Source organism: Rhizobium sp. Root274, from assembly GCF_001429245.1.
Taxonomy (GTDB): Bacteria; Pseudomonadota; Alphaproteobacteria; order Rhizobiales; family Rhizobiaceae; genus Allorhizobium.
Map to the genome: position 1 here is coordinate 404,880 of NZ_LMJE01000001.1, position 24,507 is coordinate 429,386.

Annotated in this window: 18 protein-coding genes; 11 read left to right on the plus strand and 7 right to left on the minus strand. The window is 62.7% G+C overall.

The window, feature by feature from the left end; all coding sequences use genetic code 11:
* The first annotated feature begins 12 nt into the window (after positions 1 to 12).
* From ASE36_RS02105 to ASE36_RS22495, 7 genes are all read left to right on the plus strand, one after another.
* A complete protein-coding gene (locus ASE36_RS02105; protein WP_062275168.1) occupies positions 13 to 798 on the plus strand; it encodes an SDR family oxidoreductase in 786 nt (261 codons plus the stop codon).
* A gap of 129 nt (positions 799 to 927) precedes the next feature.
* Positions 928 to 1,161, plus strand: coding sequence for a hypothetical protein (locus ASE36_RS02110; RefSeq protein WP_062275171.1), 234 nt, complete (start codon positions 928 to 930; stop codon positions 1,159 to 1,161).
* A gap of 98 nt (positions 1,162 to 1,259) precedes the next feature.
* Positions 1,260 to 1,460, plus strand: coding sequence for a hypothetical protein (locus ASE36_RS02115; protein ID WP_062275173.1), 201 nt, complete (start codon positions 1,260 to 1,262; stop codon positions 1,458 to 1,460).
* A 139-nt stretch (positions 1,461 to 1,599) separates the two neighbouring features.
* On the plus strand, positions 1,600 to 2,892 hold the full coding sequence (locus ASE36_RS02120; RefSeq protein ID WP_062275175.1) for an Hsp70 family protein: 1,293 nt from the start codon (positions 1,600 to 1,602) through the stop codon (positions 2,890 to 2,892).
* A 293-nt stretch (positions 2,893 to 3,185) separates the two neighbouring features.
* Positions 3,186 to 4,100 (plus strand): uracil-DNA glycosylase, encoded by a 915-nt coding sequence (locus ASE36_RS02125; protein WP_062275177.1) that lies wholly within the window; start codon positions 3,186 to 3,188, stop codon positions 4,098 to 4,100.
* Positions 4,101 to 4,239: 139 nt separating this feature from the next.
* Complete coding sequence (locus ASE36_RS02130) at positions 4,240 to 4,431, plus strand: hypothetical protein (RefSeq protein WP_062275179.1); 192 nt, start codon at positions 4,240 to 4,242, stop codon at positions 4,429 to 4,431.
* A gap of 142 nt (positions 4,432 to 4,573) precedes the next feature.
* Positions 4,574 to 4,732, plus strand: a complete 159-nt coding sequence (locus tag ASE36_RS22495) for a hypothetical protein (protein WP_156378548.1) — start codon at positions 4,574 to 4,576, stop codon at positions 4,730 to 4,732.
* A gap of 88 nt (positions 4,733 to 4,820) precedes the next feature.
* Here ASE36_RS22495 and ASE36_RS02135 read toward each other — a convergent pair whose 3' ends face one another.
* A complete protein-coding gene (locus ASE36_RS02135; RefSeq protein ID WP_062275181.1) occupies positions 4,821 to 5,717 on the minus strand; it encodes a hypothetical protein in 897 nt (298 codons plus the stop codon).
* Between the two features lie 333 nt (positions 5,718 to 6,050).
* Between ASE36_RS02135 and ASE36_RS02140 the strand changes: the two genes are divergently transcribed.
* Positions 6,051 to 7,280: an MFS transporter gene (locus tag ASE36_RS02140; RefSeq protein WP_062275183.1), complete on the plus strand. Its 1,230-nt coding sequence runs from the start codon at positions 6,051 to 6,053 to the stop codon at positions 7,278 to 7,280.
* Between the two features lie 22 nt (positions 7,281 to 7,302).
* Here the strand turns inward: ASE36_RS02140 and ASE36_RS02145 are convergent, their stop codons facing one another.
* Positions 7,303 to 8,235, minus strand: coding sequence for a DMT family transporter (locus tag ASE36_RS02145; protein WP_062277860.1), 933 nt, complete (start codon positions 8,233 to 8,235; stop codon positions 7,303 to 7,305).
* A gap of 292 nt (positions 8,236 to 8,527) precedes the next feature.
* Between ASE36_RS02145 and ASE36_RS02150 the strand changes: the two genes are divergently transcribed.
* The 3 genes from ASE36_RS02150 (at position 8,528) to ASE36_RS02160 (ending at position 15,190) form a co-directional block, all read left to right on the plus strand.
* Positions 8,528 to 9,634: a methyl-accepting chemotaxis protein gene (locus tag ASE36_RS02150; RefSeq protein WP_062275185.1), complete on the plus strand. Its 1,107-nt coding sequence runs from the start codon at positions 8,528 to 8,530 to the stop codon at positions 9,632 to 9,634.
* Positions 9,635 to 9,885: 251 nt separating this feature from the next.
* Complete coding sequence (gene pepN / locus ASE36_RS02155) at positions 9,886 to 12,534, plus strand: aminopeptidase N (protein WP_062275187.1); 2,649 nt, start codon at positions 9,886 to 9,888, stop codon at positions 12,532 to 12,534.
* A 262-nt stretch (positions 12,535 to 12,796) separates the two neighbouring features.
* Positions 12,797 to 15,190, plus strand: a complete 2,394-nt coding sequence (locus ASE36_RS02160; protein ID WP_062275188.1) for a PAS domain-containing sensor histidine kinase — start codon at positions 12,797 to 12,799, stop codon at positions 15,188 to 15,190.
* A 225-nt stretch (positions 15,191 to 15,415) separates the two neighbouring features.
* Here ASE36_RS02160 and ASE36_RS02165 read toward each other — a convergent pair whose 3' ends face one another.
* The 5 genes from ASE36_RS02165 to ASE36_RS02185 all read right to left on the minus strand — a co-directional run bounded on the left by ASE36_RS02165 (position 15,416) and on the right by ASE36_RS02185 (position 24,380).
* The gene (locus ASE36_RS02165; protein WP_062275196.1) at positions 15,416 to 17,356 is read right to left on the minus strand and encodes a methyl-accepting chemotaxis protein; all 1,941 of its coding nucleotides are present in this window, start codon (positions 17,354 to 17,356) and stop codon (positions 15,416 to 15,418) included.
* A 134-nt stretch (positions 17,357 to 17,490) separates the two neighbouring features.
* The gene (locus tag ASE36_RS02170) at positions 17,491 to 20,448 is read right to left on the minus strand and encodes a bifunctional [glutamine synthetase] adenylyltransferase/[glutamine synthetase]-adenylyl-L-tyrosine phosphorylase (protein ID WP_062275198.1); all 2,958 of its coding nucleotides are present in this window, start codon (positions 20,446 to 20,448) and stop codon (positions 17,491 to 17,493) included.
* Between the two features lie 57 nt (positions 20,449 to 20,505).
* Positions 20,506 to 21,930, minus strand: a complete 1,425-nt coding sequence (locus ASE36_RS02175; RefSeq protein WP_062275200.1) for a sensor histidine kinase — start codon at positions 21,928 to 21,930, stop codon at positions 20,506 to 20,508.
* Position 21,931: 1 nt separating this feature from the next.
* Positions 21,932 to 22,690: a response regulator transcription factor gene (locus ASE36_RS02180; protein WP_274533372.1), complete on the minus strand. Its 759-nt coding sequence runs from the start codon at positions 22,688 to 22,690 to the stop codon at positions 21,932 to 21,934.
* Positions 22,691 to 22,787: 97 nt separating this feature from the next.
* Positions 22,788 to 24,380, minus strand: a complete 1,593-nt coding sequence (locus ASE36_RS02185; RefSeq protein ID WP_413813639.1) for a Do family serine endopeptidase — start codon at positions 24,378 to 24,380, stop codon at positions 22,788 to 22,790.
* Positions 24,381 to 24,507 lie beyond the last annotated feature (127 nt).

The following is a 24,507-nucleotide window of genomic DNA, read 5'->3' on the forward strand; positions in this document are numbered from 1 at the left end:
AAGGATATCACCATGGATCTCGGCATTTCGGGAAAACGCGCCCTCGTGCTCGCAGCCTCGCGGGGCTTGGGCCTGGGCATTGCCAGGGCGCTTGCCGCGGAAGGCGTGCATGTCTTGATCTGCGGGCGCAGCGAAGACAGGCTTAAGGCCAATGTCGAGGAAATCAGGGCCGCCGGCGGCAAGGCCGATTTCGAGGTGGCTGATCTCGCCGACGGGCATTTCGTCGAGCAGATGATCCATGCCGTGCATGACATCCTCGGCGGCATCGACATTCTCGTCAACAATACCGGCGGCCCGACGCCGGGCACAGTGGAAGACATGGATGGCGACACGCTCGACATGTTCTTCCAGACCATGGTGGTGCGCGTCATCACGCTGACCAATGCCTTCCTGCCGCTGATGAAGACGCAAGGTTTTGGCCGAATCCTGACCATCGCTTCCTCCGGCGTATTCGAGCCGATCCCGAACCTCGCTCTTTCCAACACGCTGCGCGGTGCGCTGGTCGGCTGGAACAAGACGCTGTCGTCGGAAGTCGCTTCCTATGGCGTCACCGCCAACATGCTCTTGCCCGGCCGCATCCATACCGACCGGATCGACGAACTGGATGGCGCCAATGCCAAAAGGTCGGGCAAGTCGCTCGACGAGGTTCGGGCGGCCTCGGTGAAATCGATCCCCGCGCAGAGGCTCGGCACCGTCGACGAATTCGCCGCCGCCGGCGCCTTCCTCTGCTCGGCGCAGGCGAGCTACATCACCGGCACCATGTTGCGCGTCGATGGCGGGGCGGCGAAATCGAACTGAGCTTCACAAGAACGGATTGCCACCCTTCATCGTAATCCGCTAAAATTCGATCTTATGCATGAACGGGCTCTCAATCTCTCGCGCGTAAGGCTGATGGCCTGATGCTGCGGGGAGATGAGAGATCCCGAAATGACCGAAGCCGGACATGATGACCGGACGCTGCTCGACACTTTGTCGCTGCGCGAGGAGGAAGACGATTGCGACCTGGAGGTGGAAGACCTGCCGAGGGTCGCGGAGCCGCGACGACGAATCGTCGCGCAGGGGCTGATCATCGGCCATCTTCTGCCGCATCTGGCAGATCCCGATGCGGCCGACAGCCTGGACCTGCGCCCGGGGCTGACCCGTCACTATTTCGAGGTCTAAGGCGCCTTGCGCCAATTCGCCGCCTGTAGACCGGGAGAAGTGACTGGCGCGGACCCGCCGTTCGGCCTAAGCTTCAGTGTCCAACGGAGCACGCCCCCATGTCCGCCTTGCGCCTCATTCTGAAAGTCGTCGCCGTGCTCGCCATCCTGATGGGTGTGATCTGGATGGCCCAGGGCACCGGGATCTTCCCCTATCCGGCTTCGAGCTTCATGATCAACCAGAGCCCCTGGATCCTCAATGGCGCCTTGCTGGCGCTGGCGGGGCTTGCCGGCCTCTATGTCCTTCGCCGTCGCGGCTGAGCTTATCCTCGCGCTTTAGCGCTTGCCCTCGCGCCGCCCCTGTGGCATCTGGCGCCCTCCTCATCGGCGCCGGTCACCGGCGCAGGACCGGGCATGCCCGGCCTTCACTGACATCTGCACAAGACAGGGAGCAACGGCCATGGCACAGGCGCTCGGGCTCGATTTCGGCACGACCAATACCGTGATTGCCGTGGCTGACGACAGCGAGCACACCCATTCGGTGGCCTATACGTCGCCGGCCGGCACCTCCGACAGCATGCGCACGGCGCTGTCCTTCCTGAAAGACCGGCAGCTGGGCGCCGGCGCACTCAAGGTCGAGGCCGGCCAGGCCGCCATCCGCGCCTTCATCGACAATCCCGGCGAATGTCGCTTCCTGCAGTCGATCAAGACTTTTGCCGCCTCCGCCCTCTTCCAGGGCACGCTGGTGCATGCACGCCGCTTCCAGTTCGAAGACCTGATGGAGGTCTTCCTCAAGCGGCTGGAAGCCTATGCCGGCGACGGCTGGCCTTCAGGTGCCAAGCGCCTCGTCGCAGGTCGCCCCGTCCATTTCGCCGGCGCCAACCCCGATCCCGCGCTCGCCACCAGCCGCTACAACGAAGCGCTGACGCGGCTCGGCTTCCCCGAGATCCATTATGTCTACGAGCCCGTCGCTGCCGCCTTCTACTTCGCCCAGAACCTGAAGGCCGATGCGACCGTGCTCGTTGCCGACTTCGGCGGCGGCACCACCGACTTCTCGCTGATCCGCTTCGGGACCGAAGGCGGCAAGCTGAAGGCGAGCCCGATCGGCCAGTCCGGTGTCGGCATTGCCGGTGACCAGTTCGACGCCCGCATCATCGACCAGCTGGTCGCGCCCGAGATCGGCAAGGGCAGCCAGTTCAAGAGTTTTGGCAAACTGCTCGACGTGCCCAGCAACTACTACCTCGCCTTTTCACGCTGGAACCAGCTCTCGGTGTTCAAGACATTGAAGGAATTCACCGACCTCAAGTCGCTGGTGCGCCAGGCGGAAGAGCCGGAAAAGCTCGAACTCTTTATCGACCTCATCGACCACGACGAAGGCTATCCGCTCTATCAGTCGGTTTCGGCCACCAAGATGGCGCTGTCATCTGCCGAAGAAGCCGAGTTCCGCTTTCCTCCCCTCGGCAAGGCGGGTCAAAAGACCGTCACCCGCGCCGCCTTCGAGAGCTGGATCGCCGACGACATCGCTCGCATGGAAGAGGCGCTCGACCAGGTGCTGACCTCGACGAACACATCCGCCGACGGCATCGACAAGGTCTTCCTCACCGGCGGCACCTCCTTCGTGCCGGCCGTTCGCAACATCTTCCACCGCCGCTTTTCCGAAGACAAGATCGAGACCGGCGGCGAACTGGTGTCGATCGCCCATGGTCTCGCCCTGATCGGCGAGCGCGACGATATTGAGCAGTGGGTGGCGTGAAGGTCTCCCTTGAGGGAAAGGGTCGGAAGCGAAGCTCCGGGGTGGGGTGATCTCTGTCCCGAATCACAAGGCATCAACTGACGCGGACCCCTTATAAGGCCTTGGAGCGGGAAGATGCCCCTCACCCTACCCCCTCCCCGCAAGCGGGGAGAGGGAGGCACAAACGCTGGCCGTCCCGCCCCTCTCCCCGCAGGCGGGAAGAAGGTGCCGGCAGCCGGATGAGGGGCAGACGCCGACCGATGCCCAAGCCTTTCCATTTGCCATCGCCCTCCCAATGGCTCTAGAACAACCCCATGATCCAAACCCGCGACATGACGCCCGCAGAGCTTGCCGCCCTTCTCGCATTTCATGCGGAAGCGGGCGTCGAATGGCTGCTGGAAGATGATCCGGTTGATCGGATTGCGGCCTTTGCCGCGGAAAAGGCAGCGCGGCAGGGTGGTCGGTCGGCGGCGGCGCCAAGCGCGGCCGGCAATACCGGCGGCTCCGCACCAGTCGCCGGGCGCAGTCTCGCATCACGTGCCGCCCCTGCGGACCAGCGCCAGCAAACGCGTGCGCAGCCATCGCAGTCCTCGGCGCTGCCGGCCATTCCGGACGAGAATGCCGTTGCCGAGGCACGGTTTGCGGCCGAATCCGCGCGCTCGCTCACCGAGCTGAAGACCGCCATCGAGGGCTTTGCCAGCTGCAATTTGAAAACCTCCGCGCGTTCGACCATCACCGCGGCCGGAACGGCGACATCCGGCATCATGGTGATCGGCTCGATGCCGAGCGCTGACGACGATCGCGAGGGGCTACCTTTCTCTGGTCGGGCCGGACTTCTGCTCGACCGGATGCTGTCCGCGATCGGCCAGTCGCGCGAAAGCGTGCTGATTACCACCATCATCCCCTGGCGGCCGCCCGGTGACCGCATGCCGTCGGCGCCGGAAACCGCCATCTGCCGGCCTTTCATCGAGCGGCAGATCGCGCTTGCCGAACCGCGCCAGATCCTCGTGCTCGGCAATTTCGCGGCCCGTTTCTTCTTCGGCGAGACGGGCACAATCCATGCGCTGAGGGGCAAATGGCGGGACATCGGCAGCGGCGGGGCGGCATTGCCGGCCATGGCAACGCTACACCCGCAGGAATTGCTCACCGCACCGGCCAGCAAGGCGCTCGCCTGGGTGGACCTGATGGCCTTTTCCGAGCGGCTCCCGACAGCGCAAACGCCCAAATAAGCGCCATCGTAAACAAATTATGAAACCAGCCATGCAATTCATGCAAAGCAGGGCCGCATGGATTGGCCTTGCCGACTCAATGCTGCACTGCGATATACAAAGGGCAAAGTGGGAGGGACACTTTACAAGGAAGACCGCCGTGAGCCTTCGGACCCGCCCTATCCACTGCAAGTTCGAGACCCTGCGCCTCGCTGGCGAACAGGGTCGGACAAACAACCCCTACAACCGGATCGGCCCTGCCGTCGCTGCCGAGCAGATCAGCGCCCGTTATGCCGGCCATGCCGGACGCATCGCGCGTCCCGCCACCATCTTCTCCGATTTCCGCGCCTGACATCGCCCTTACGCGCCCTGATCCGCGCGGCCCTGCATTGACCGCATATCAGCCCCGTCGAATTGTGCGTTGCACAAGTGGTTCAGTGATGAACTAATAGGGACTGCAAAAGAGACATGCGCAAGAAGCAGAGGACACGTCCATGAGCATCCGTTTTCATCCCGTCCGCACCCTGCGCCAGGCCGTGCACCAGATCGGTCATGCGGTCAGCGCGTCGGCCGAGTTCTCGCAGGCAGCCCATCAGCGTCAGGCCGCGATTGCCCGTGGCGAACGCCCGGCCGCACGGCCGCTCGGCTTCTAAACCGCACACATCGCCAGACCATCACCAACGGCTCGCCCCTGGCGAGCCGTTTGCGTTTCGGGCTGACTATCGCGGCAAGACCGATGTGTCAGGCTTCGCGCACCGCGCCCAGGCGCGGCTCAGGCTTTTCCAGGCGGACAGGCCCGCAGATCTTCTCATAGGCCTGATCGACGATCGAGAATTTGATCGCTTGCCAATGGCAATATTCCCGCAGGAAATCGCGGCTGAGCAGACAGGCCTTGCGACTGTCATCGGGCCAGGACAGGCAGCCGGCATCCACCGCGCGGCGGAACAGGCGCTGCAGATGGGTGCGCGAGATCATGAAGTGTTCGGCCATCTGGCGCGCATCGATCCGGCCGATCTCATAGGCGTCGCCGCTGTCGGTCAGTTCCATGGCCCGGCGTACGAGTTCGTCCATGACCAGCCCGCCAGCTTCCGTCCACAGGAACAGCGCAACGCGTGGCGGCGGCTCCAGCCAACGCGGCTCAAGACAGGCACGCCGCGCGATCTGTGGCTGAACCAGCCGCAGCAAGTCGGGCCTGCCCTGAAGGGTCACAAGCCGGTCGCCGCCGTCGAGCCGATCGAGCAGCATCAGATTGGTCAGGACCCACTGGAACATGGCGTGATAGGAGATTTCCGTCGCCTCATAGCGACGAGGACGGCGGGTCGGATCTCCGACGATGCGCACGAATTTGTAGCTCAGCAACTGGTCGAGAAAGTTCAGCACCGTGTTGCGGCTGGCCGCATTGTTGGAGGTGATGATCTCACGCAGATTGGTCGTCGTCAGGCCGCTGCCAGGCTGGGTCGGGTCATATTCCAGCTGCAGGGCAAAAGCCGCCTGGCTCAATAGCCAGCGCTGGTGCGAGGCCAGCATGCGCGACAGACGTGGACTATCGTCAAATTGTTTTCGAAGCGACCCCGCAAAGACGCGCAGGGCCTCCACAAAGTTCGGATGGTTGGCAATATCCTCAGACGAAAACGCCATGTTGTACCTCAATCGCCCAGCGTCACGCCGCGCCGACCCCTCACCCGACGAGCACCCGGCAACCGCAAAACACGGACCTCGCACCCCGTCTGGTTGTTTGCCTGACAGCCCCAGAGCCCCCACTCTAGCGAACCTGCCGATGTTGATGCGTCATCGTTAAGTGACGAATGCCAAGGTAAACGATTTCGTTGCGTAATTTCAATAGATTATTAGGGCATGACTGCACATTGCTGCAGTATCATCGAAGGTTTGCGACGCTTTACGTCGGTTTCGAAATTCCTTAAACGCTGCGTTGCGGGCACTATCGCCCAATTCCTGCGCCGAGGGGTCCTCATGCTGTCCAGTCTCGCCTCGATCGCGACCCTGATGCTGTCCACGCTGCTGATGATGGCGGGCTTCGGCCTGATGGGTTACATGCTGCCGATCCGCTCGCTCAACGAGGGCTGGTCGACCTTCATCATTTCCGTCATCGCGACCGGCTATACCTTTGGATTCACTGTATCTTGTGTGGTGACGCCGATCTTCGTGCGCCGGGTCGGGCATGTGCGCGTCTTCGGTGCGCTGATCACGCTGCTCACCGTGTCGATCCTGCTCTGTGCGCTGGTCGTCGAGTGGTGGGCCTGGATGATCTTCCGTGGCCTGTCAGGCTTTGCCATTGCCGGCGCCTATCTCCTGATCGAGAGCTGGCTCAATGAGCGGGTCACCAACGACAATCGCGGCGCTTTGTTTTCCGTCTACATGGTCACGTGTCTGGTCGGTTCGATCGGCGGACAGTACATCGTGCCGCTCGGCAATGTGAACGGGCCGGAACTCTTCATGATCTGCGCGCTGATCTTCTCGCTCGCGATGTTCCCGGTCGCCCTGTCGACCGCCAAGTCCCCCGCCCCTATTGCCGAAGCCCGCTTTGATCTCAAGCGGCTTTATCGCCGCTCGCCGATCGCCTTTTTCGGTTCCTTGCTGTCTGGCGCCCTGTCCGGCACATGGGGCAGCCTGGGCGGCGTCTATTCGCAGACCATCCAGATGAACACGACGCAAGGCGCGACGCTGCTCGCCGCCTTCCTCGCCGGTGGCGCCCTCTCGCAGGTACCGATCGGCCGCCTCTCAGACCGGATCGACCGCCGTCTCGTGATGATCGGCTGCGGAGTGTTCGGGGTCTGCGCCTGTATCGCCATGACCCTGTTCAATGCCGATAACGCGACCGCCATCTATGTCGCCGGCTTCTTCGTCGGCACCGTGCTTTATCCGGTCTATTCCCTGAATGTCGCCCATGCCAACGATCTCGCCGAGCCGGACGAATATGTGACGCTCTCCAGTGCCATCATGATCCTCTACGGCATGGGCACCGTGACAGGACCGATCATGGCCGGCTCGCTGATGCAGTGGTTCGGGCCGAACGCCCTGATCCTCTTCCTCGCCACCGCCTTCGCCCTTTATTCGGGTTATGCCGCCTGGCGCATATCGCGCCGTCCGGACACCGCCGCAGACAAGACCGATTTCCAGGCCGTAGCGATCCCGATGCAGGGCACAGAGGGTGCCTCGCCGCTCAACGATTTCGATCGCTGAGGACTGAGCCGACCTTCTCGGCTTAGGGCGTTGCAGCCTTGCGCGCGGCACGCCGCTCCAGCCCCAATTGGTGCTCGCGGAAGATGATGAAAATGCCGGCGCCGACGACGATTGCGGCACCCAGAACCGTCGTCCATGTCGGGACATCGGCGAACAGCATATAGGCCGCAATCGAGCCGAGGATGATGGAGATGTATTCGAAGGGGGCAATCGTCGAGACATCGGCGTAGCGATAGCTCTCGGTGAGCAGGATCTGGCCGAGCCCGCCGAAAAAGCCGGCCAGCGCCAAGAGGCCGAGCGCCCGCCAGGACAGATCCGGCCAGCCGAAGAACCATGTCAGGGCCGAGAGCAGCGACGCCGTCACCGAGAAGAAAAGCACGATGGTGGCGGTCTTTTCCACCTGCACCAGCTGGCGCACCTGCAGCATGGCGGCCGCACCAAGTGTTGCCGAGACGAGCACGGCAGCGGCCCCGATCGCCGCTTCTGATCCAAGCCCCTCGTCGGCAAAGAGAGAGAGCTTCGGGACCGAGATGATCAGTACGCCGATCAGACCGACAAAGACAGCCGTCCAGCGATAGAGCCGCACGGTTTCCTTCAGGAAGACCGCCGCAAAAACAACTGCAATCAGCGGCATGGCATACCCGATCGCGATGGCATCCGGCAGCGGCAGATGAACGAGGCCGAAGAAGCCCGCGCCCATTGCGCAGACGCCGAGAAAGCCACGCTTGACATGGCCGAAGGGATTGTCGGTCTGGATCGCCTGCCGCAACTCGCCGCGCCAGCCCAGATAGATGACGATCGGCACGATCGCAAAAGCCGAGCGGTAGAAGCTGATCTGGCCGGGCGCGATGCCCGTGCCCGCCAGCTTGATCGAGGTCTGCATCGCAACAAAGACGGTGACTGAGAAGACTTTGAGCAGAATACCGCGCAGCGGATTGGGATCGGCAAAGGCCATGTCGGGCAACGATTTCATTTGCAGTTTCGTCCCGCCTCGCAAAAGGGGGACCGATCGGATTGGCAGGCATTTGTCGCCAGATCAACGGCAGACCGCAGCGGTTCGCTAAAACTCGCACCTTGCCCGGGCCGAAACAAGGCCGAAAGCACCCCAAAATGGTCGAAGGTTTAAGTTTTCTCGCTATGGCGCGTTAACCATACTTTCAACGCGAGTAAACTAAGTTTCCTCGTGATACTGGTTCCATTTTTCATGCCTCTTGCCATCACGAAAACCTTTTCATCGGACGATCGCCATGACTCCATCGACAGAAAAATCGAGACGGGACGAACATCGCGCCACGCCGCGTTCGATGCGGCTGGTCACGGAGAGCATCGGCCGGGATCTGGAGACCTATAGCGCCGACAATTCCCTGATCGTCCGACAGATCAGGCTGCTTGCGATCAACGCGCTCATTGAGGCGGCGCGGGCGGGCGAGACAGGCAAGGGCTTTGCGGTCGTCGCAAACGAAGTCCAGCGGCTGGCGCAGGGCGCTGCCGACATCTCCGAGCGTTTCCAGGAAAACGTGCTTGATCGTATCCGGTTGAGCCGCAGCATGGCAGACGCTCTGGTTGAAGATATGGAAGGGGTGCGCCTCATCGACCTTGCCCAGACCCTGGTGCAGTTCATCGTGCGCAACCTGTTCGAGCGCACCGCCGACGTGCGCTGGTGGGCAACCGACAGCGCGCTCTGGTCGGCGCTCGAAGAACCCTCCCCTCAGGCGGCCAGCCATGCCGCCGAACGCCTCGGCGTCATCAACCGCTTCTACACCGTCTATCTCGATCTGGTGATGACCGACGCCAGGGGGCAAGTGATCGCGTCTGCCAATCCGCGCTACCAGCGCAATCTCAAGGACAAGAACCTCTCTCAGGAGGAGTGGTTCAAGGCCGCCCGCAGCTGTCGCAGCGGCGACGACTATGTCGTCGACAGTGTCCGCCGCTCAGCCCTGTACGATCAACGGGACGTGCTGGTCTACGCCACCGGCATTCGGGCCGGCGGCCGCTCGGATGCGCCGCTCGTCGGCACGCTCGGCGTCTATTTCGACTGGCAATCGCAGGGCCAGGCGATCGTCGAGAAAGAAGCCAATCTGCCGCCCGCAGTCGCGGAGCGCACGGAGGTGATGCTGCTCGACGGCGCCAATATGGTGATCGCCTCGAGCCGACCGGAGCGGGTCTATACCCATTTCGCGCTGTCCAATCCTCAGCAGGCTCCGCGCGGCAGTTATCACGACGCCAATGGCGCGATCATCGCCTTCGCCAAGACCCTCGGCTACGAGGATTATGACGGGCTTGGCTGGTCGGCCGTCATCGTCCAGCAGTCGGACAGCGACGAAATCATTCGGGCGCAATTGAAGCTGAAGTAGTCGTTGCCTGGCGCGGAACGACTGCGACCAAAAAAGATCAACCGACCGCTATTCTTCGCCGTCCCGGCTTAACACCCCCATCATGCAAGCTCTGATCTTGGCCGAACCCCAAAAAGGCCGCCGAAAAATATCGTGTGTTTTAACAATCGTTCAGATTTTGCTGCAATCATCGGGGGCAACTTGACCCCTATCGGTGCAGAGACAATCCGTTTGCGCCGTCGCGGCCAACCCCGAAGCGACCAGGATATACAATGCGCACAGATACGGGCCGGATCGTTCATCTGGCAGACTACCGCCCCACCGACTTTGTTCTGGAACGGGTTGATCTGACCTTCGAACTGGACCCGACTGAAACCAAGGTGGAAGCTCGTCTGATCTTCCACCGGCGCGAAGGCGTGGATGCGAAGGCCCCGCTAGTGCTCGACGGTGACGACCTCACCATGACGAGCCTGCTCTTCGACCAGATCGAGCTCGATCCTGCGCGCTACACCGCGACGCCCGAGAGCCTCACGATCCGCGACCTGCCGGAATCCACACCCTTCGAGATCACCGTCGTCACGATGATCAACCCGGAGGCCAATACCCAGTTGATGGGCCTTTACCGTTCCAACGGCATCTATTGCACCCAGTGCGAGGCCGAAGGCTTCCGCCGCATCACCTATTTCCCCGACCGTCCGGATGTGCTCGCCGTCTATACGATCAACATCATCGCTGACAAAGCTGCCAATCCGCTGCTCTTGTCGAACGGCAACTTCCTCGGTGGCGCCGGCTTCGGCCCGGACAAGCATTTCGCCGCCTGGTTCGATCCGCATCCCAAGCCGTCCTATCTCTTCGCGCTGGTCGCCGGTGATCTCGGCGTGGTCGAGGACACCTTCACCACCCTGTCCGGCCGCGAAGTGGCGTTGAAGATCTATGTCGAGCACGGCAAGGAGCCGCGTGCGGCCTATGCCATGGACGCGCTGAAGCGCTCGATGAAGTGGGATGAAGAGGTCTTTGGTCGCGAATACGATCTCGATATCTTTATGATCGTCGCCGTCTCCGACTTCAACATGGGGGCCATGGAGAACAAGGGCCTCAACATCTTCAACGACAAGTATGTGCTTGCCGACCCCGAGACCGCGACCGATCAGGATTACGCGAATATCGAGGCGATCATCGCCCATGAATACTTCCACAACTGGACCGGCAACCGCATCACCTGCCGCGACTGGTTCCAGCTTTGCCTGAAGGAAGGCCTGACCGTTTATCGCGACCACGAATTTTCGGCCGATATGCGCTCGCGCTCGGTGAAGCGCATCGCCGAGGTCCGCCATCTGCGATCGGAACAGTTTCCGGAAGATGCAGGCCCCCTCGCTCATCCGGTCCGACCGACGACCTACCGCGAAATCAACAACTTCTACACGACGACCGTCTACGAGAAGGGTTCGGAAGTCACCCGAATGATCGCGACCATTCTCGGCCGCGACGACTTCAAGAAGGGCATGGACCTCTATTTCGAACGCCATGACGGCGACGCCTCGACCGTCGAGGACTTCGTCAAGTGTTTTGAGGATGCCAGCGGCCGCGACTTGAAGCAGTTCTCGCTCTGGTATCACCAGGCCGGTACCCCGCAGATCACCGTCTCCTCGACCTATGACGCCACCGCCAAGACGCTCTCGCTGTCGCTTGAGCAGATGATCCCGGCGACGCCCGGCCAGAGCACCAAGGAGCCGATGCATATCCCGCTGCGCTTCGCTCTGATCTCGGAGAACGGCTCCGAAGCCACCGCCTCCGCCATGTCCGGCGGCACGGTCACCGGCGACGTTCTGCACCTCACGGAGCGTGCCCAGACCTTCACCTTTGCCGGCATAGGCAGTCGCCCGGTTGTGTCGCTCAATCGCGGCTTCTCCGCGCCTGTCACGCTGCATTTTGCGCAGAGCAACGACGATCTGATCCACATCGCCCGCCACGACAGCGACCTCTTTGCCCGCTGGCAGGCGATCACCGATATCGCGCTTCCGATCCTGACGGCTGCCTCGAAGACGGCCCAGGCCGGCGGCACCGTCGAAGTCGAGCCCGCCTTCATCGATGCGCTGCTCTCGGTCGCTGCCGATGAAGCGCTGGAACCAGCCTTCCGCGCCCAGGCCCTGTCTTTGCCGAGCGAAGCCGATGTCGCCCGCGAACTCGGCGGCAACAACGATCCGGACGCCATCCATGCCGGCCGCCAGGCTGTCCTATCCGCCATTGCGAAAGCCGGCACCGAGGTCTTCCGCACACTCTATGCCGCCCATGCCGCGACCGGCGCCTTCAGCCCGGATGCCGCCGGCGCCGGCAAGCGTGCGCTGAAGAACAGCGCCCTGTCCTTCCTGTCGATCGCCGAGGAGAGCCCCGCCCTTGCGGCAGACGCCTATGCCAAGGCCGACAACATGACGGACCTGTCGCAGGCGCTCACCATCCTTTCGCACCGCTTCCCCGATGCGGATGAAACCAAGGCAGCGCTTGCCGCCTTCGAAGCGCGTTTTGCGGCAAACCCGCTGGTGCTCGACAAGTGGTTCACCATCCAGGCCACCATCCCCGGCGCCAATGCGCTGACGCGCGTCAAAACCCTGATGCAGAGCGCCAACTTCGCGCCGACCAATCCCAACCGCGTTCGCTCGCTGATCGGCACCTTCGCCTTTTCCAATCCGACCGGTTTCAACCGGGCCGATGGCGCAGGCTACGCCTTTTATGCCGAGCAGATCCTCGCGATAGATCCGCGCAATCCGCAGCTCGCTGCTCGCCTTTTGACCGCGCTCAGATCCTGGCGTCTGCTCGAGCCCGTCAGGGCCGAACAGGCCCGCAAGGCCCTTGAGAGCATCGCGGCCTCTGACGCGCTTTCGACCGACGTGCGCGACATTGTCGAGCGCGTCCTGAAAGGCTGATCCTGGCCTCTTGATCCGTCCTGAAGACGCCGGTTGTAAGACCGGCGTCTTTTTTTTGGGGGGCTGACGGAACACCGTCTCCTCGCCGATTCCTGCATCAGATTCAGCTGCTTGCTGCGGGCGCGATAAAAAAAGCGGAGTCGCTTGAATGGGTTAATGTTTTCTTAATCCGGCAGCTCTGGACAAGGCGAATCGGCCATGATTCCTTGACGTCAGATTCGGGCGAGCGGCGCTAACGAATCACACGAGGGATCGAGGGATAATGTCTGACGCGCGGCGGGTGACCGCAGCCGATGAGCGGTTGCGCACTAAGTTTCCCGATGTAGGGACATATCTGGGGAATTTGGGACGCAAGTTCAATCTGCCGCCGTCTGGCGCAGGCGAACCGCGCTGGCAGGCATCAACGGCCCAGGCCAGCGGCACATCGCAGCCGGTGGAGACCATCCTGCGACGGTCCATCCCGGTGCTGATCCTCGCTTTCCTCACGGTGGTTGCGCTGGCACGCACCGTCGGCATTCTGTCTGAACAGCAACGCATGGTGGATTCCATCCGCCTATCGACCTCGCTGATGGCCGCCACGGCCGAAGCGGCCTTTGCCGGAAAAGCCGACCTCTTCGAAACCGGAAATCGCGCTGCCGCCGAGACCATTCTGTCGACCTATCTCGATGACGAGCATCTCGCCGAAGGCGCCTTCGTGCTGCTCGTCGACCCGGCAGGGCGCATCTTCGGCGCCTCGCCGGATGCGGCAGCCCAGGTCGGGCTCATGCTCTCGGCCGTGCTGCCCGAGGTCACCACCATCCGACGCTCCATCAACCCGGAGAGCCGCAAGGGTGCCGGCGCCATCGAGACCGTCTTCAACGGACAGCCGCATTACGCCATCGTCGCCCCGATCGGAACAGATGGTGCGCTCCTTCTCACCGCCCATTCGATGCAGGCGGTCGACGATTTCTGGCGCGGCGAGATTTCGCTCAACGTCACCCTCTTCGCCGGCATTTCGCTGATCCTGCTGGTCATCCTCTATGCCTATTACCACCAGGTGAAACGGGCTCGGGATGCCGATGACATCTTCCTCGAATCCAATATGCGCGTCGAGGCGGCCCTTGCCCGCGGGCGCTGCGGTCTCTGGGATTTCGATTTGGATAGCCGCAAGCTGATCTGGTCGCGCTCGATGTATGAAATGCTCGGGCTCGAACCGTCCATCCAGCCGCTCGCCTTTGCCGATGCGGCCCGCCTGATGCATCCGGATGACGGCAATCTCTATGCGCTTGCCCGTTCGGTCGGTCGCGGCAAGTCGCGCCATATCGACCAGATTTTTCGCATGCGCCACGCGCTTGGCCACTATGTCTGGATGCGCGCCCGCGCCCAGATCATCTGCACCAATACCGGCGATCTCCATGTCATCGGCATCGCCATGGACGTGACCGAGCAGCATCGTCTTGCCCAGCGTTACGCCGAAGCCGACCAGCGGCTGGCCGACGCGATCGAATGCACCTCGGAAGCCTTCGTGCTCTGGGACAAGAACGACAAGCTCGTCGCCTGGAACGGCCATTTCCAGAAGGTCTACGGCCTGCCGGACGACGTGTTGGTGCCCGGCAAGGAGCGCTCGCTGGTGCTCGCCGCCGCCGGCCGCCCGATCATCCAGCGCCGTATCGCGGACGCCGATGACGGCACCAATTCGCGCACCTCGGAAGTGCAGCTTGCCGACGAGACCTGGCTGCAGATCAACGAGCGCCGGACCCGCGACGGCGGCCTCGTCTCCGTCGGCACCGACATCACCCTTCTCAAGCGCCACCAGGAACGGCTGCGCGATCAGGAACGCCGGTTGATGGCCACCATTGGTGACCTCTCCGCCTCGCAGAAGATCCTGGAGCGCCAGAAGACCGAACTCTCCGACGCCAACGAAAAATATCTCGCCGAAAAGCAGCGCGCCGAAGCGGCCAACAAGGCAAAGTCGGAATTCCTCGCCAATATGAGCCATGAACTCCGCACGCCGCTTAATGCCATCCTCGGCTTTTCCGAGATCCTGCTCGCCGGCATGTTCGGCCCCATTGGTTCTCCTAAATACGAGGAATATGCCAAGGACATCCACGAAAGCGGCAAACATCTGCTGAACGTCATCAACGACATCCTCGACATGTCGAAGATCGAAGCGGGTCAGATGAAGATCCGCTGCGAGAGCATAGATCTGTCGCCGCTGATCGAGGAGAGCCTGCGCCTCACCGCCATCCCGGCGGAAGAAAAGGCCATCCGTATCGAACAGTGCGTCGCCCCAGGGCTTGCCATGATCGCCGACCGCCGCTCGATGAAGCAGATCCTGCTCAACATCCTGTCGAATGCGGTCAAGTTCACCGAACCGGGCGGCCGGATCGCCCTTCGTGCCCGCAAGGTCGGGGACAACGTCGTCATCACCATCGCCGACACCGGCATCGGCATTCCGAAAGCGGCGCTCTCAAAGATCGGCCATCCCTTTGAACAGGTGCAGAGCCAGTATGCTAAGAGCAATGGCGGCTCGGGCCTCGGTCTCGCCATCTCCCGCTCGCTGGTCACCATGCATGGCGGCCGCCTGAAGATCCTCTCGCGCGAACGCAAGGGCACGGTGGTGTCGGTCGTCATCCCGGAAGCCATGCTCGCCGAGGCCGCCCGCAAGCGCGGCTGAGATCGCAACCTTCCCGCCACCAGCCAAAGGCCGTCGCCCCCAAGCCGCGGCCTTTGAGGACCCAAAGCCACCACCGATAGCGACGACCCCGACGTCTGGCTCCGCTCCGGCTGGAAGGTGTATTTTTAACGTCGAAGCTTGTTTCAGGCAGCAGAAAGGGCCGCCCGGATCTCCCGGGCGGCCCTTTCGCATTGGATCAAAGGGGTCATTGGCCCCGGTCAGGGGTCAGAACTCTTCCCAGCTATCCGCCGGCTTGGCACCACCGCCCATGCCGAGTGCGCCGGCTACCTTCTTCATCATCCGGCGGGCCGGAGATGCGACTGGCTGATGCTCTGCCGACGCCGTGACCGGAGCACGGGGGCTGTCATGGCCGACATTGCCGAGCTGGAATTGCGATATCAGCTGGCGCAGGCGGTCGGCTTCGGTCGCAAGCGAGGCCGACGCAGCGGTTGCCTCTTCCACCATGGCGGCGTTCTGCTGCGTCGTCTGGTCCATCTGGTTGACTGCCGTATTGACCTCCGACAGGCCGACCGACTGTTCACGGGCCGAGGTCGCAATCGCGTCGAGCTGGCCGTTGATCGAAATCACGTGGTCGCCGATCACTTTCAGCGCCTCGCCGGTCGCCGTGACCAGCTTCACGCCGCTTTCGACTTCCTGGGCCGACTTGCCGATCAGCTCCTTGATCTCCTTGGCCGCCTGCGCGGAGCGCTGGGCGAGCTCGCGGACTTCCTGGGCGACAACGGCAAAGCCCTTGCCGGCTTCACCGGCACGCGCTGCCTCGACGCCGGCATTCAGCGCCAGCAGATTGGTCTGGAAGGCGATTTCGTCGATCACGCCGATGATGTTGGAGATCTGGCTCGACGAGCTTTCGATCCGCTGCATGGCATCGACCGCATTGGCGACAACCTCGCCCGACTTCTTGGCCGATTCAGTGGCCTTCATCGCAACGCTGCGCGCTTCCTCGGTGCGCTTGGACGAGTTCTGGACGTTCGTTGTGATCTGATCGAGGGCGGCTGCGGTTTCTTCCAGCGAGGCCGCCTGTTGTTCCGTGCGCTTGGACAGATCCGAAGCGCTCTGGCTCAGTTCACGTGAGCCGCTGTCGATCGCGCCGGTTGCCTGGGCAACGGCCCCGAGCGTGCGGCGGAGCTTGTCGACGGCCGTGTTGAAGTCGGCGCGAAGATTTTCGAAGTCAGGCGCGAAAGGCTTCATGAGCTGGTAGCCCAGATCCCCATCGGAGAGGCGCTGCAGCCCCTCGGCGAGGCCGCTGGTTGCCTCCGCCATTTCGGCATTCCGCTTGCGGTCGGCTTCTTCGGCGCGCAGGCGTTCGGCTTCGGTCTGACTGCGGGCAGCTTCCGCTTCGTTTGCCAGTTCGCGAGCCTTCAGGCCGGTATCCTTGAAGATCTGAACGGAGCGCGCCATCAGGCCAACTTCGTCGCGGCGTTCTGTCCCTTCGACATCAACCGAGAGGTCACCGCCGGCCAGCACACCCATGGTGTCGGAGAGCGAGCGGATCGGACGGACCAGCCAGCTGCGGATCGCGACGAAACCGATGCCGAGCACAATGAGGACACCGGCGAGCACGCCGATCAGCGTATTGCGTGCGGTTGCGTTAGACTCATCGGTCAGGGCCGCGCTGGAGGCGGACGCCGCTTCTGTCATCTTTGTGGTGACTTCGGTGAACTTCGGCGCGACAGTTGCAAACTGCGGCTGGCAGTCCTTGAGGAACATGTTCTGGCTGGCGACGACCGCCTGCTCTTCTGTGGCCGCCCTCGCGGCAGCCAAAGTCGGCCCACAAGCCTCATCGACAATCTTCAAGACGGCGGTTTTCAAACCCGCAATGTCTGTGTTGCCGGGAACAGCCTTCGCAGCGCTATCGATGAACTTGACGAAGCTCTCCTTCGCCACCAGGATTTCCTTCTCTGCGCTGGCATTGAGGTCGGCGGAACGAGACAGAACCAAGTCGCCGATGGCGGCACGCATGTTCTGCATCGACCGGTTGGAGCGGGCGAGATAGAGCGCCGCATTGGTTTCGCCTTCCAGCAGATTGCTGTAGCTCGTGTCGATGCTTTTCAGCTGCGAGCCCGTATAGAAGGCGACGCCGATCGAGAAAATCCCGAAGACGGCCATGATGGCAATAAACTTGCCGACAATTGGTATGTTCTTCATCCCACTTCACCATGTGCAAGCGCGGCCCAGCCCGCGCGCGACTTCTCTGTGAACGGGACTATCCAATGCGTCGGTTAATTAGACATTACTGTTTTAGGCCTGCGTGGATTTTTCTGGCGCCAATTTGACGCCGCTCAACTGGCAGCCAAAATCCGCGAAAAGGTCTTACGAACCGCCTTGGACAGGCGCTTCACCTCGGCCTCTGCGGTCTTCACATCAGGGCTTTCGGCCGCCCGCGCGACACAGTCGACCAAGCCGGCCGGAACATGCGCCGGATCGAAGGGACCGTCGATGCACAGGCGGATGACCTGAGACAGATCGGTGTAGAGCTTGAGTGCCGTCAGGCAGGTCTCCAGGTCGTTGGGATCGATGAGCGCAGCAAGCGCCTTCAGCGCATCCGCCGTCGAAAGCTCGTTCGTCCGCACGCGGTGGCCCTTTGCCGGTGCCACCAGCGCCAGATACTGGGCAATGAATTCGATGTCGATCAGGCCGCCCGCAATGAGCTTCAGATCCCAGATGTCTCTTGCCGGCTTCTCCTGTTCGATCAACCCGCGCATCTCGACCACATCCTTGACGGTCTTGGCCTGATCTCGCGATGCTGCCAGCACCTCCTCGATGATGCGCTCGGCCTCTTCGATCAGGCTCCGATCGCCGGAAATCATCCGTGCCCGTGACAGGGCCATATGCTCCCAGGTCCACGCCTCCTCGCGCTGATAGCGGGCAAAGGATCTGAGCCGCGTCGCGACCGGCCCCTTGTTGCCTGAGGGGCGAAGCCGCATGTCGACCTCATAGAGCACACCTTCCGCCGTCGGCGCCGACAGGGCCGCGATCAGCCGCTGGGTCAGGCGCGTAAAGTAGCGCACCGGATCGAGCGGCTTGGCACCATCCGATTCAACCGCTTCGTCGTCGTGCTCATAAAGCAGGATCAGGTCGATGTCCGATCCTGCGGTCAACTCGAAGGAGCCGAGCTTGCCCATGCCCACCAGCGCCACCCGTCCACCCGGGATCCGGCCATGGGTCGTCTCCATCTCCGCAATTACGGCCTTCAATGCCGCCTCGATCACGAGATCGGCCAGGTCGGTGAAAGCGCGACCCGCCTGGGCGCCACCGATTGCGCCGGTCAGCAGCCGGATGCCGATCAGGAAGCGCTGTTCGGCGGCAAAGATGCGCAGCCGGTCGAGGATCTCCTCATAGTGCCGGGCGCTCGACAGAAAACTCTTCAGGCGCTTGCCCAGATAGTCGCGGGTGGGAAGTTCGACCAGCAGGCCGGGATCAAGCATGCCGTCGAAGACATGTGGCCGCTCGGCGATGATCTCGGCGAGCCTGGGTGCTGCCGCCATGATGTTGACCATCAGCTCCAGGAGCGCCGGATTGTTGCCGAGCAGCGAGAAGAGCTGGATGCCGGCCGGAAGCCCTCCGAGGAAATTGTCGAAGCGCAGCAGCGCCTCGTCGGCCCGCCGGCTTTCGCCAAAGGCCCGCAAGAGGTCCGGCGTCATCTCCGTCAGCCGCTCGCGCGCCTCTACCGATTGGGTGGCGCGGTAACGCCCGTAATGCCAGGTGCGGATTACCCGCGAAATATCCTCCGGCCGTTCGAAGCCGAGGCCCTTCAGCGTCTTCAGCGTGTCCGGATCGTCCTTCTGGCCGGTAAAGACGAGATTGCCGCTCACGCTCGACAGGCCCTCCTCCTTCTCGAACAGCCGGGCGTAACGCTTCTCCACCGTCTTCAGCACGCTTTCAAGCGCCGTCGAAAAGGCCGTGGTATCGATGAAGCCCAGCATGAAGGCGATGCGCTTCAGCTCCGCTTCTGTCTCCGGCAGCACATGGGTCTGCTCGTCATGCACCATCTGAATGCGATGCTCGACATCGCGCAGGAACCAATAGCACTCGGTGAGTTCATCTGCCGTTCCCGCGTCGATCCAGCGGGCCTCGGCGAGCGCCTTCAGCGCCTGCTCGGTCGGGCGGCAGCGGAGATCCGGCATGCGCCCGCCGGCAATCAGCTGCTGGGTCTGGGCAAAAAACTCGATTTCGCGAATACCGCCGCGCCCAAGCTTGACGTTGTGTCCCTTCACCGCGATCGCCCCGTGCCCCTTGTGCACATGGATCTGCCGCTTGATCGAATGAATATCGGCAATCGCCGCATAATCGAGATATTTGCGGAAGACGAAGGGCACGAGTTCGCGCAGAAAACTCTCGCCGGCTTTCATATCGCCCGCAACCGGGCGCGCCTTGATGAAGGCTGCCCGCTCCCAGTTCTGCCCCCTGCCCTCGTAATAGATCAGCGCCGCCTCGACGGGCACGGCCAGCGGCGTCGAGCCCGGATCAGGTCGCAGGCGCAGATCCGTGCGGAAGACATAGCCTTCCGCCGTGCGCTCCTGCAGGATGCGCACCAGCCGGCGCATCATCCGGCCATAGGTCTCCATCGCATCGTCGGGGTCCTTCAGGATGTCGGCGTCGGGCTCGTAGAAGATAACGAGGTCGATGTCGGATGAGTAGTTGAGTTCGCGGGCGCCATGCTTGCCCATGCCGAGCACGATCAGGCCGCTACCCTCTGCCGGCTGATCCGGGTTCTTCAGCGAAAGCTTGCCCGCTTCATGCCCGGCCAGAAGCAGGTGGTCGATGGCGGCGGCCACCGCCGCATCGGCAATCGCCGTCAGCCATGCCGTGGTGTCGCGGGCTGAAAAGATGCGGGCGAGATCGGCGAGCGCCGTGACGAAGGCAACTTTGCGCTTGGCCCGGCGCAGCCGCGCCATCACCTCGGCTTCCGTCGGCAGAGCGCCATCCGGCCCCGGCCGACACGCGGAGCGGGCTTCCAACACGGCGGCTTCGAGGAACGGCTCCAGCGGTGACGCAAGCGCCTCGACCAGCAAAGCGGGCCTGATGCTGGCCACTTCGCGCAGATAAGGCGAGAGGGTGAAGGCCGACAGCAAGAAGCTGCGGAGCGGGCCGTCTGCGGACAGGTGCCCGGCCAGATCAGGCTCCAGCCGGATCAGGTCCTTGAGCAGCGCCGTCGCCGATTTCAGCTCCGTCTGGTTGAGCGGCCTGATTACGCCCTCGGGCACGTCGGCCAAATGCTTTGCTGTCGTCTCCGCCATCCGTGCCTCCCTGCCTCTTCGCCGCAGATCTCTTGCGAATCTGTCAGAGGCCCAAGGTTAGGGCTTCATTCCGGGAAAGACCATGGTTGCCGTGAGGCCGGGATAATCGGCATGGTCGCGGGTGTCGGAGAGAACGAGCCGGCCGCCATGCAGCGCCATGATGGCTTCGACCAGGGAGAGGCCAAGCCCCGTGCCCGGCTTGGAACGGCTCTTGTCCAGCCGCACAAAGCGCTTCACCACTTCGTCGCGCTTGTCTGCAGGCACGCCCGGTCCCTCGTCGGCAATCGCAATCTCGACGCCTTCGGAAGAACGGGAGACGCGGACACGAACCGTCGAGCCGGCTTCCCCCTGGCTGCCATACTTGATCGCATTGTCGATAAGGTTAGTCAGCGCCTGGCCGACCAGTTCGCGGTTGCCTCGAACCGAGAGCCCCGGAGCGATGTCGCAAATCATTGTCTGGCCCGCCTCCTCGGCAACTGGCTCGTAAAGCTCGGCGCTGTCGGCGGCAATCGCCGAGATGTCGATGTCGGTGAGTTCGGCGGCAATCGAGCCGGCCTCGACGCGGGAGATCATCAAAAGCGCATTGAAGGTGCGGATTAACTGGTCGGATTCGGCGATGATGGTTTCGAGCGCTGCCCGCCTTGCTGCGCCATCATCCTCTTCCAGCGCATCGGCCGCCTTGTTGCGCAGCCGTGTCAGCGGCGTCTTCAGGTCATGGGCGATATTATCGGACACCTGGCGCAAGCCTTCGTTCAGTTGCTCGATCCGCCCCAGCATGCCGTTCAGCGACGACGACAACCGGTCGAACTCATCACCGGAGCCGGAAACGGGAAGACGCTGAGACAGGTCGCCCGCCATGATCTTCTGGCTCGCCGCAGAGACCCGGTCGATGCGCTTCAAGGCGTTGCGGCCAATGGCAAACCAGATGACCACGGCACCAATGCCCATGATCAGCAGCGCCACCATCAAAGCCTGGCGCACCAGAAGCCGCAATTGCGTCGGCTCGCCGAGATCGCGGCCGACCATCAGGCGAAACCCGTTGTCGAGGAAGAAGACATGGGCGGTGGCCAGGTGCCGCTTGACCTTGCCCGTGTCGCTGTAACGCTCATAGCGGAAGGGGAATTCGGTCCAGCCTTCCTCGTCGAATACGCCTGGCTGCACGGAAGCGACATTGCCGGCAAGGATTTCGCCGTTCGGCCCGGCAATCACATAGAGATTGGCGCCCGGCTGGCGGGCACGGCGCTCCATGGTGCGCAGCAACTGGTTGATGCCGCCGCGCTGATAGGCGCCCTGGATCTCCTGGACCTCCTGGCTCAGCGCCTCGCGCGTCTGATTGTTGAGAATGCGCTCGGAAAGCCCCGTCACATAAAAGACGAGGAATGCCGCGCAGAGTGCAAACAGCACGATATAAAGCGCCGACAGGCGCACCGCCGTCGACCGCAGCACGACGCCCAGCCTCGACCTTGCCGGCCTGCGCGCCATGTCAGCCTTCGTCCTTGATCATGTAGCCCGCACCACGCACGGTCTTCAAAAGCGGCCGGTCAAAATCCTTCTCGATCTTCGAGCGCAACCGCGAGACATGTACGTCGATGACATTGGTCTGCGGGTCGAAGTGATAGTCCCAGACGTTTTCGAGCAGCATGGTTCGGGTCACCACTTGCCCTGCATTCTTCATCAGATATTCCAGCAGGCGGAATTCGCGCGGCTGCAACAGGATCTCTTTGCCTGCGCGCTTCACGTCGTGGGAAAGCCGGTCGAGCTCAAGATCGCCGACGCGGTAGACCATGTCCTGTTCCGGCTTGCCCTTGCGGCGGCCGAGCACCTCGACACGGGCTAGCAGTTCGGAAAAAGCATAAGGCTTCGGCAGATAGTCGTCACCGCCGGCGCGAAGCCCGGTGACCCGGTCATCGACTTGGCCGAGCGCCGACAAGATCAGCACCGGCGTCTCGACACCGCGCTTGCGCAATTCGCTGATCACGGACAGGCCGTCGCGGCGCGGCAGCATGCGGTCGACCACCATCACGTCATAGGTGTTTTCCGAACCCATGAAGAGACCGCTCTCGCCGTCGCTTGCATGATCGGCGACAATGCCGGCCTCGCGAAAGGCCTTGGTCATATAGGCTGCGGCTTCCAGGTCGTCTTCGATGACAAGTATCTTCATGTGGGCGACCTTAGCGTCGGCGCTGCTCACCGTATAGCCGGTTTCACCGCCCGATGGCCGTCCTTGTTCCACGATCCCCATGCTTCGTCCTTTCCCTGATGGTGGCGGCTCCGCACCGCCGGACACGAAAAAGGGCGCCGCCGGTCGAAGACCGCCGGCGCCCCCTCTCAAGTCAGCATCAACCCTGGTTGATCGGCAGGGCCACGAAGCGGCTGCCAGCTTCAGATTCCACCTGGAAGAGCGCCCGGGTGCGGCCGTCCTTCTTGGCCTGGTCGAGCACCTTCTGGACGTCGGCGACCGAGGAAACTTGCTGGTTGTTGACCGAGGTGATGGTCTCGCCAGCCTTCAGGCCCTTGTCGGCTGCATCGCTGTCCGGATCGATGTCGACGATCGCAAGACCCTTGCCACCGTCGGCGGGGCGAACGGAGAGACCGAGGCTCGACAGTTCCTGTTCGGCTTCCGGCGCCGGTGCAGCGTCGTTTTCAGTGTCGGCGCTCGCGGCCTGATCGGCCGGAAGTTCGCCGAGCTTCACCTTGACTTCGGTTGCCTTGCCGTCACGCCACAGCGTCACGTCGACCGTGGTGTCGGGGGCAAAGGCCGCAATCCGGCGGGCGAGATCGCGGGGATCCTTGACCGTGTCGCCATTGACGGCGGTCACGACGTCACCCTGCTTGATGCCGGCCTTTTCGCCGGGAGAGCCGGCCTGCGGAGCAACGACCAGCGCACCACTGTCTTCGGCAAGGCCGAGGCTATCGGCAATGTCCTTGGTGACCGGCTGGATCTGCACGCCGAGCCAGCCGCGCGACACAGTACCGGTGTCCTTAAGCTTGGCGATGACATCCTTGGCAACCGAGGCCGGGATGGCGAAAGCGATGCCGACATTGCCACCTGAGGGCGAGAAGATCGCGGTGTTGATGCCGACCACTTCTCCGTTCAGGTTGAAGCCGGGGCCACCCGAATTGCCGCGGTTCACGGCGGCGTCGATCTGCAGGTAATCATCATAGGGGCCGGAGCCGATGTTGCGGCCACGGGCCGAGATGATGCCGGCGGTTACCGTGCCACCAAGACCGAAGGGGTTGCCGACGGCCACGACCCAGTCACCGACGCGAACCTTGCTGTCGTCGGCAAACTGCACATAGGTGAACTTGACTTTGGGTTCATCGACCTTCAGCAGCGCGAGATCGGTACGGCTGTCCTTGCCGACCAGCTTGGCGTCATATTCCTTGCCGTCGTTCAAGACGACCGTGTATGCCGAACCATCGTCGACTACGTGGTTGTTGGTGACGATGTAGCCATCTTCGGAGATGAAGAAGCCGGAGCCCTGAGCGGTCGGACGCAGACGGCCGGGACCGCGCTCACCATGGCCGCCATGCGGACCACGATCGGCGCGCGGGCCATCTTCGGGACCGCGCGGACCTTCGCCGCCGGGGCCACCGAATTCACGGAAGAAGCGCTTCAGCGGATGATCATCCGGCAGTTCGTCAAAGCCACGACCGCCGAAGTTGAAGGAAAAATTGCTTTCGTCGGCTGCCGTGTTCTGCACGTTCGACTGAACGCGGACGGAGACAACGGCCGGCAGGACGGCCTGGACCACGTCACCGAAGCTCGGGACCTGCGGTGCGTTGACCTCGACGGGTGCCGCGATCGCCGACTGAACGGCAAAGGGAGCAGCGGTCAAGAGCGTCACGGCCGCAAGGCCGGCGGCGGTGGAGGATTTCAGGATAGAGGAGAAAGAACGGCCTTTGATCTGCGACATGGGATCTACCTTCATCTGTTCTTCTGACTGGAGCCGCCGGACTGTCCGGCGGTTCGAAGCGGTGGATGAGGAGAGATATAGAACCCGTCACGTTACGGCGAACTGTACGGAGCATGAATTGTTGGTAATCTTTGGGAGTGCT

Bases quoted from the DNA above. Each gene is read 5' to 3' on its own strand.
- ASE36_RS02125 (WP_062275177.1), top strand. From the start codon at position 3,186: ATGATCCAAACCCGCGACATGACGCCCGCAGAGCTTGCCGCCCTTCTC.
- ASE36_RS02120 (WP_062275175.1), top strand. From the start codon at position 1,600: ATGGCACAGGCGCTCGGGCTCGATTTCGGCACGACCAATACCGTGATT.
- ASE36_RS02175 (WP_062275200.1), bottom strand. From the start codon at position 21,930: ATGGCGCGCAGGCCGGCAAGGTCGAGGCTGGGCGTCGTGCTGCGGTCG.
- ASE36_RS02170 (WP_062275198.1), bottom strand. From the start codon at position 20,448: ATGGCGGAGACGACAGCAAAGCATTTGGCCGACGTGCCCGAGGGCGTA.
- ASE36_RS02150 (WP_062275185.1), top strand. From the start codon at position 8,528: ATGACTCCATCGACAGAAAAATCGAGACGGGACGAACATCGCGCCACG.
- ASE36_RS02145 (WP_062277860.1), bottom strand. From the start codon at position 8,235: ATGGCCTTTGCCGATCCCAATCCGCTGCGCGGTATTCTGCTCAAAGTC.
- ASE36_RS02165 (WP_062275196.1), bottom strand. From the start codon at position 17,356: ATGAAGAACATACCAATTGTCGGCAAGTTTATTGCCATCATGGCCGTC.
- ASE36_RS22495 (WP_156378548.1), top strand. From the start codon at position 4,574: ATGAGCATCCGTTTTCATCCCGTCCGCACCCTGCGCCAGGCCGTGCAC.
- ASE36_RS02140 (WP_062275183.1), top strand. From the start codon at position 6,051: ATGCTGTCCAGTCTCGCCTCGATCGCGACCCTGATGCTGTCCACGCTG.
- ASE36_RS02180 (WP_274533372.1), bottom strand. From the start codon at position 22,690: ATGGGGATCGTGGAACAAGGACGGCCATCGGGCGGTGAAACCGGCTAT.
- ASE36_RS02115 (WP_062275173.1), top strand. From the start codon at position 1,260: ATGTCCGCCTTGCGCCTCATTCTGAAAGTCGTCGCCGTGCTCGCCATC.
- ASE36_RS02160 (WP_062275188.1), top strand. From the start codon at position 12,797: ATGTCTGACGCGCGGCGGGTGACCGCAGCCGATGAGCGGTTGCGCACT.
- ASE36_RS02110 (WP_062275171.1), top strand. From the start codon at position 928: ATGACCGAAGCCGGACATGATGACCGGACGCTGCTCGACACTTTGTCG.
- ASE36_RS02185 (WP_413813639.1), bottom strand. From the start codon at position 24,380: ATGAAGGTAGATCCCATGTCGCAGATCAAAGGCCGTTCTTTCTCCTCT.
- ASE36_RS02135 (WP_062275181.1), bottom strand. From the start codon at position 5,717: ATGGCGTTTTCGTCTGAGGATATTGCCAACCATCCGAACTTTGTGGAG.
- pepN (WP_062275187.1), top strand. From the start codon at position 9,886: ATGCGCACAGATACGGGCCGGATCGTTCATCTGGCAGACTACCGCCCC.
- ASE36_RS02105 (WP_062275168.1), top strand. From the start codon at position 13: ATGGATCTCGGCATTTCGGGAAAACGCGCCCTCGTGCTCGCAGCCTCG.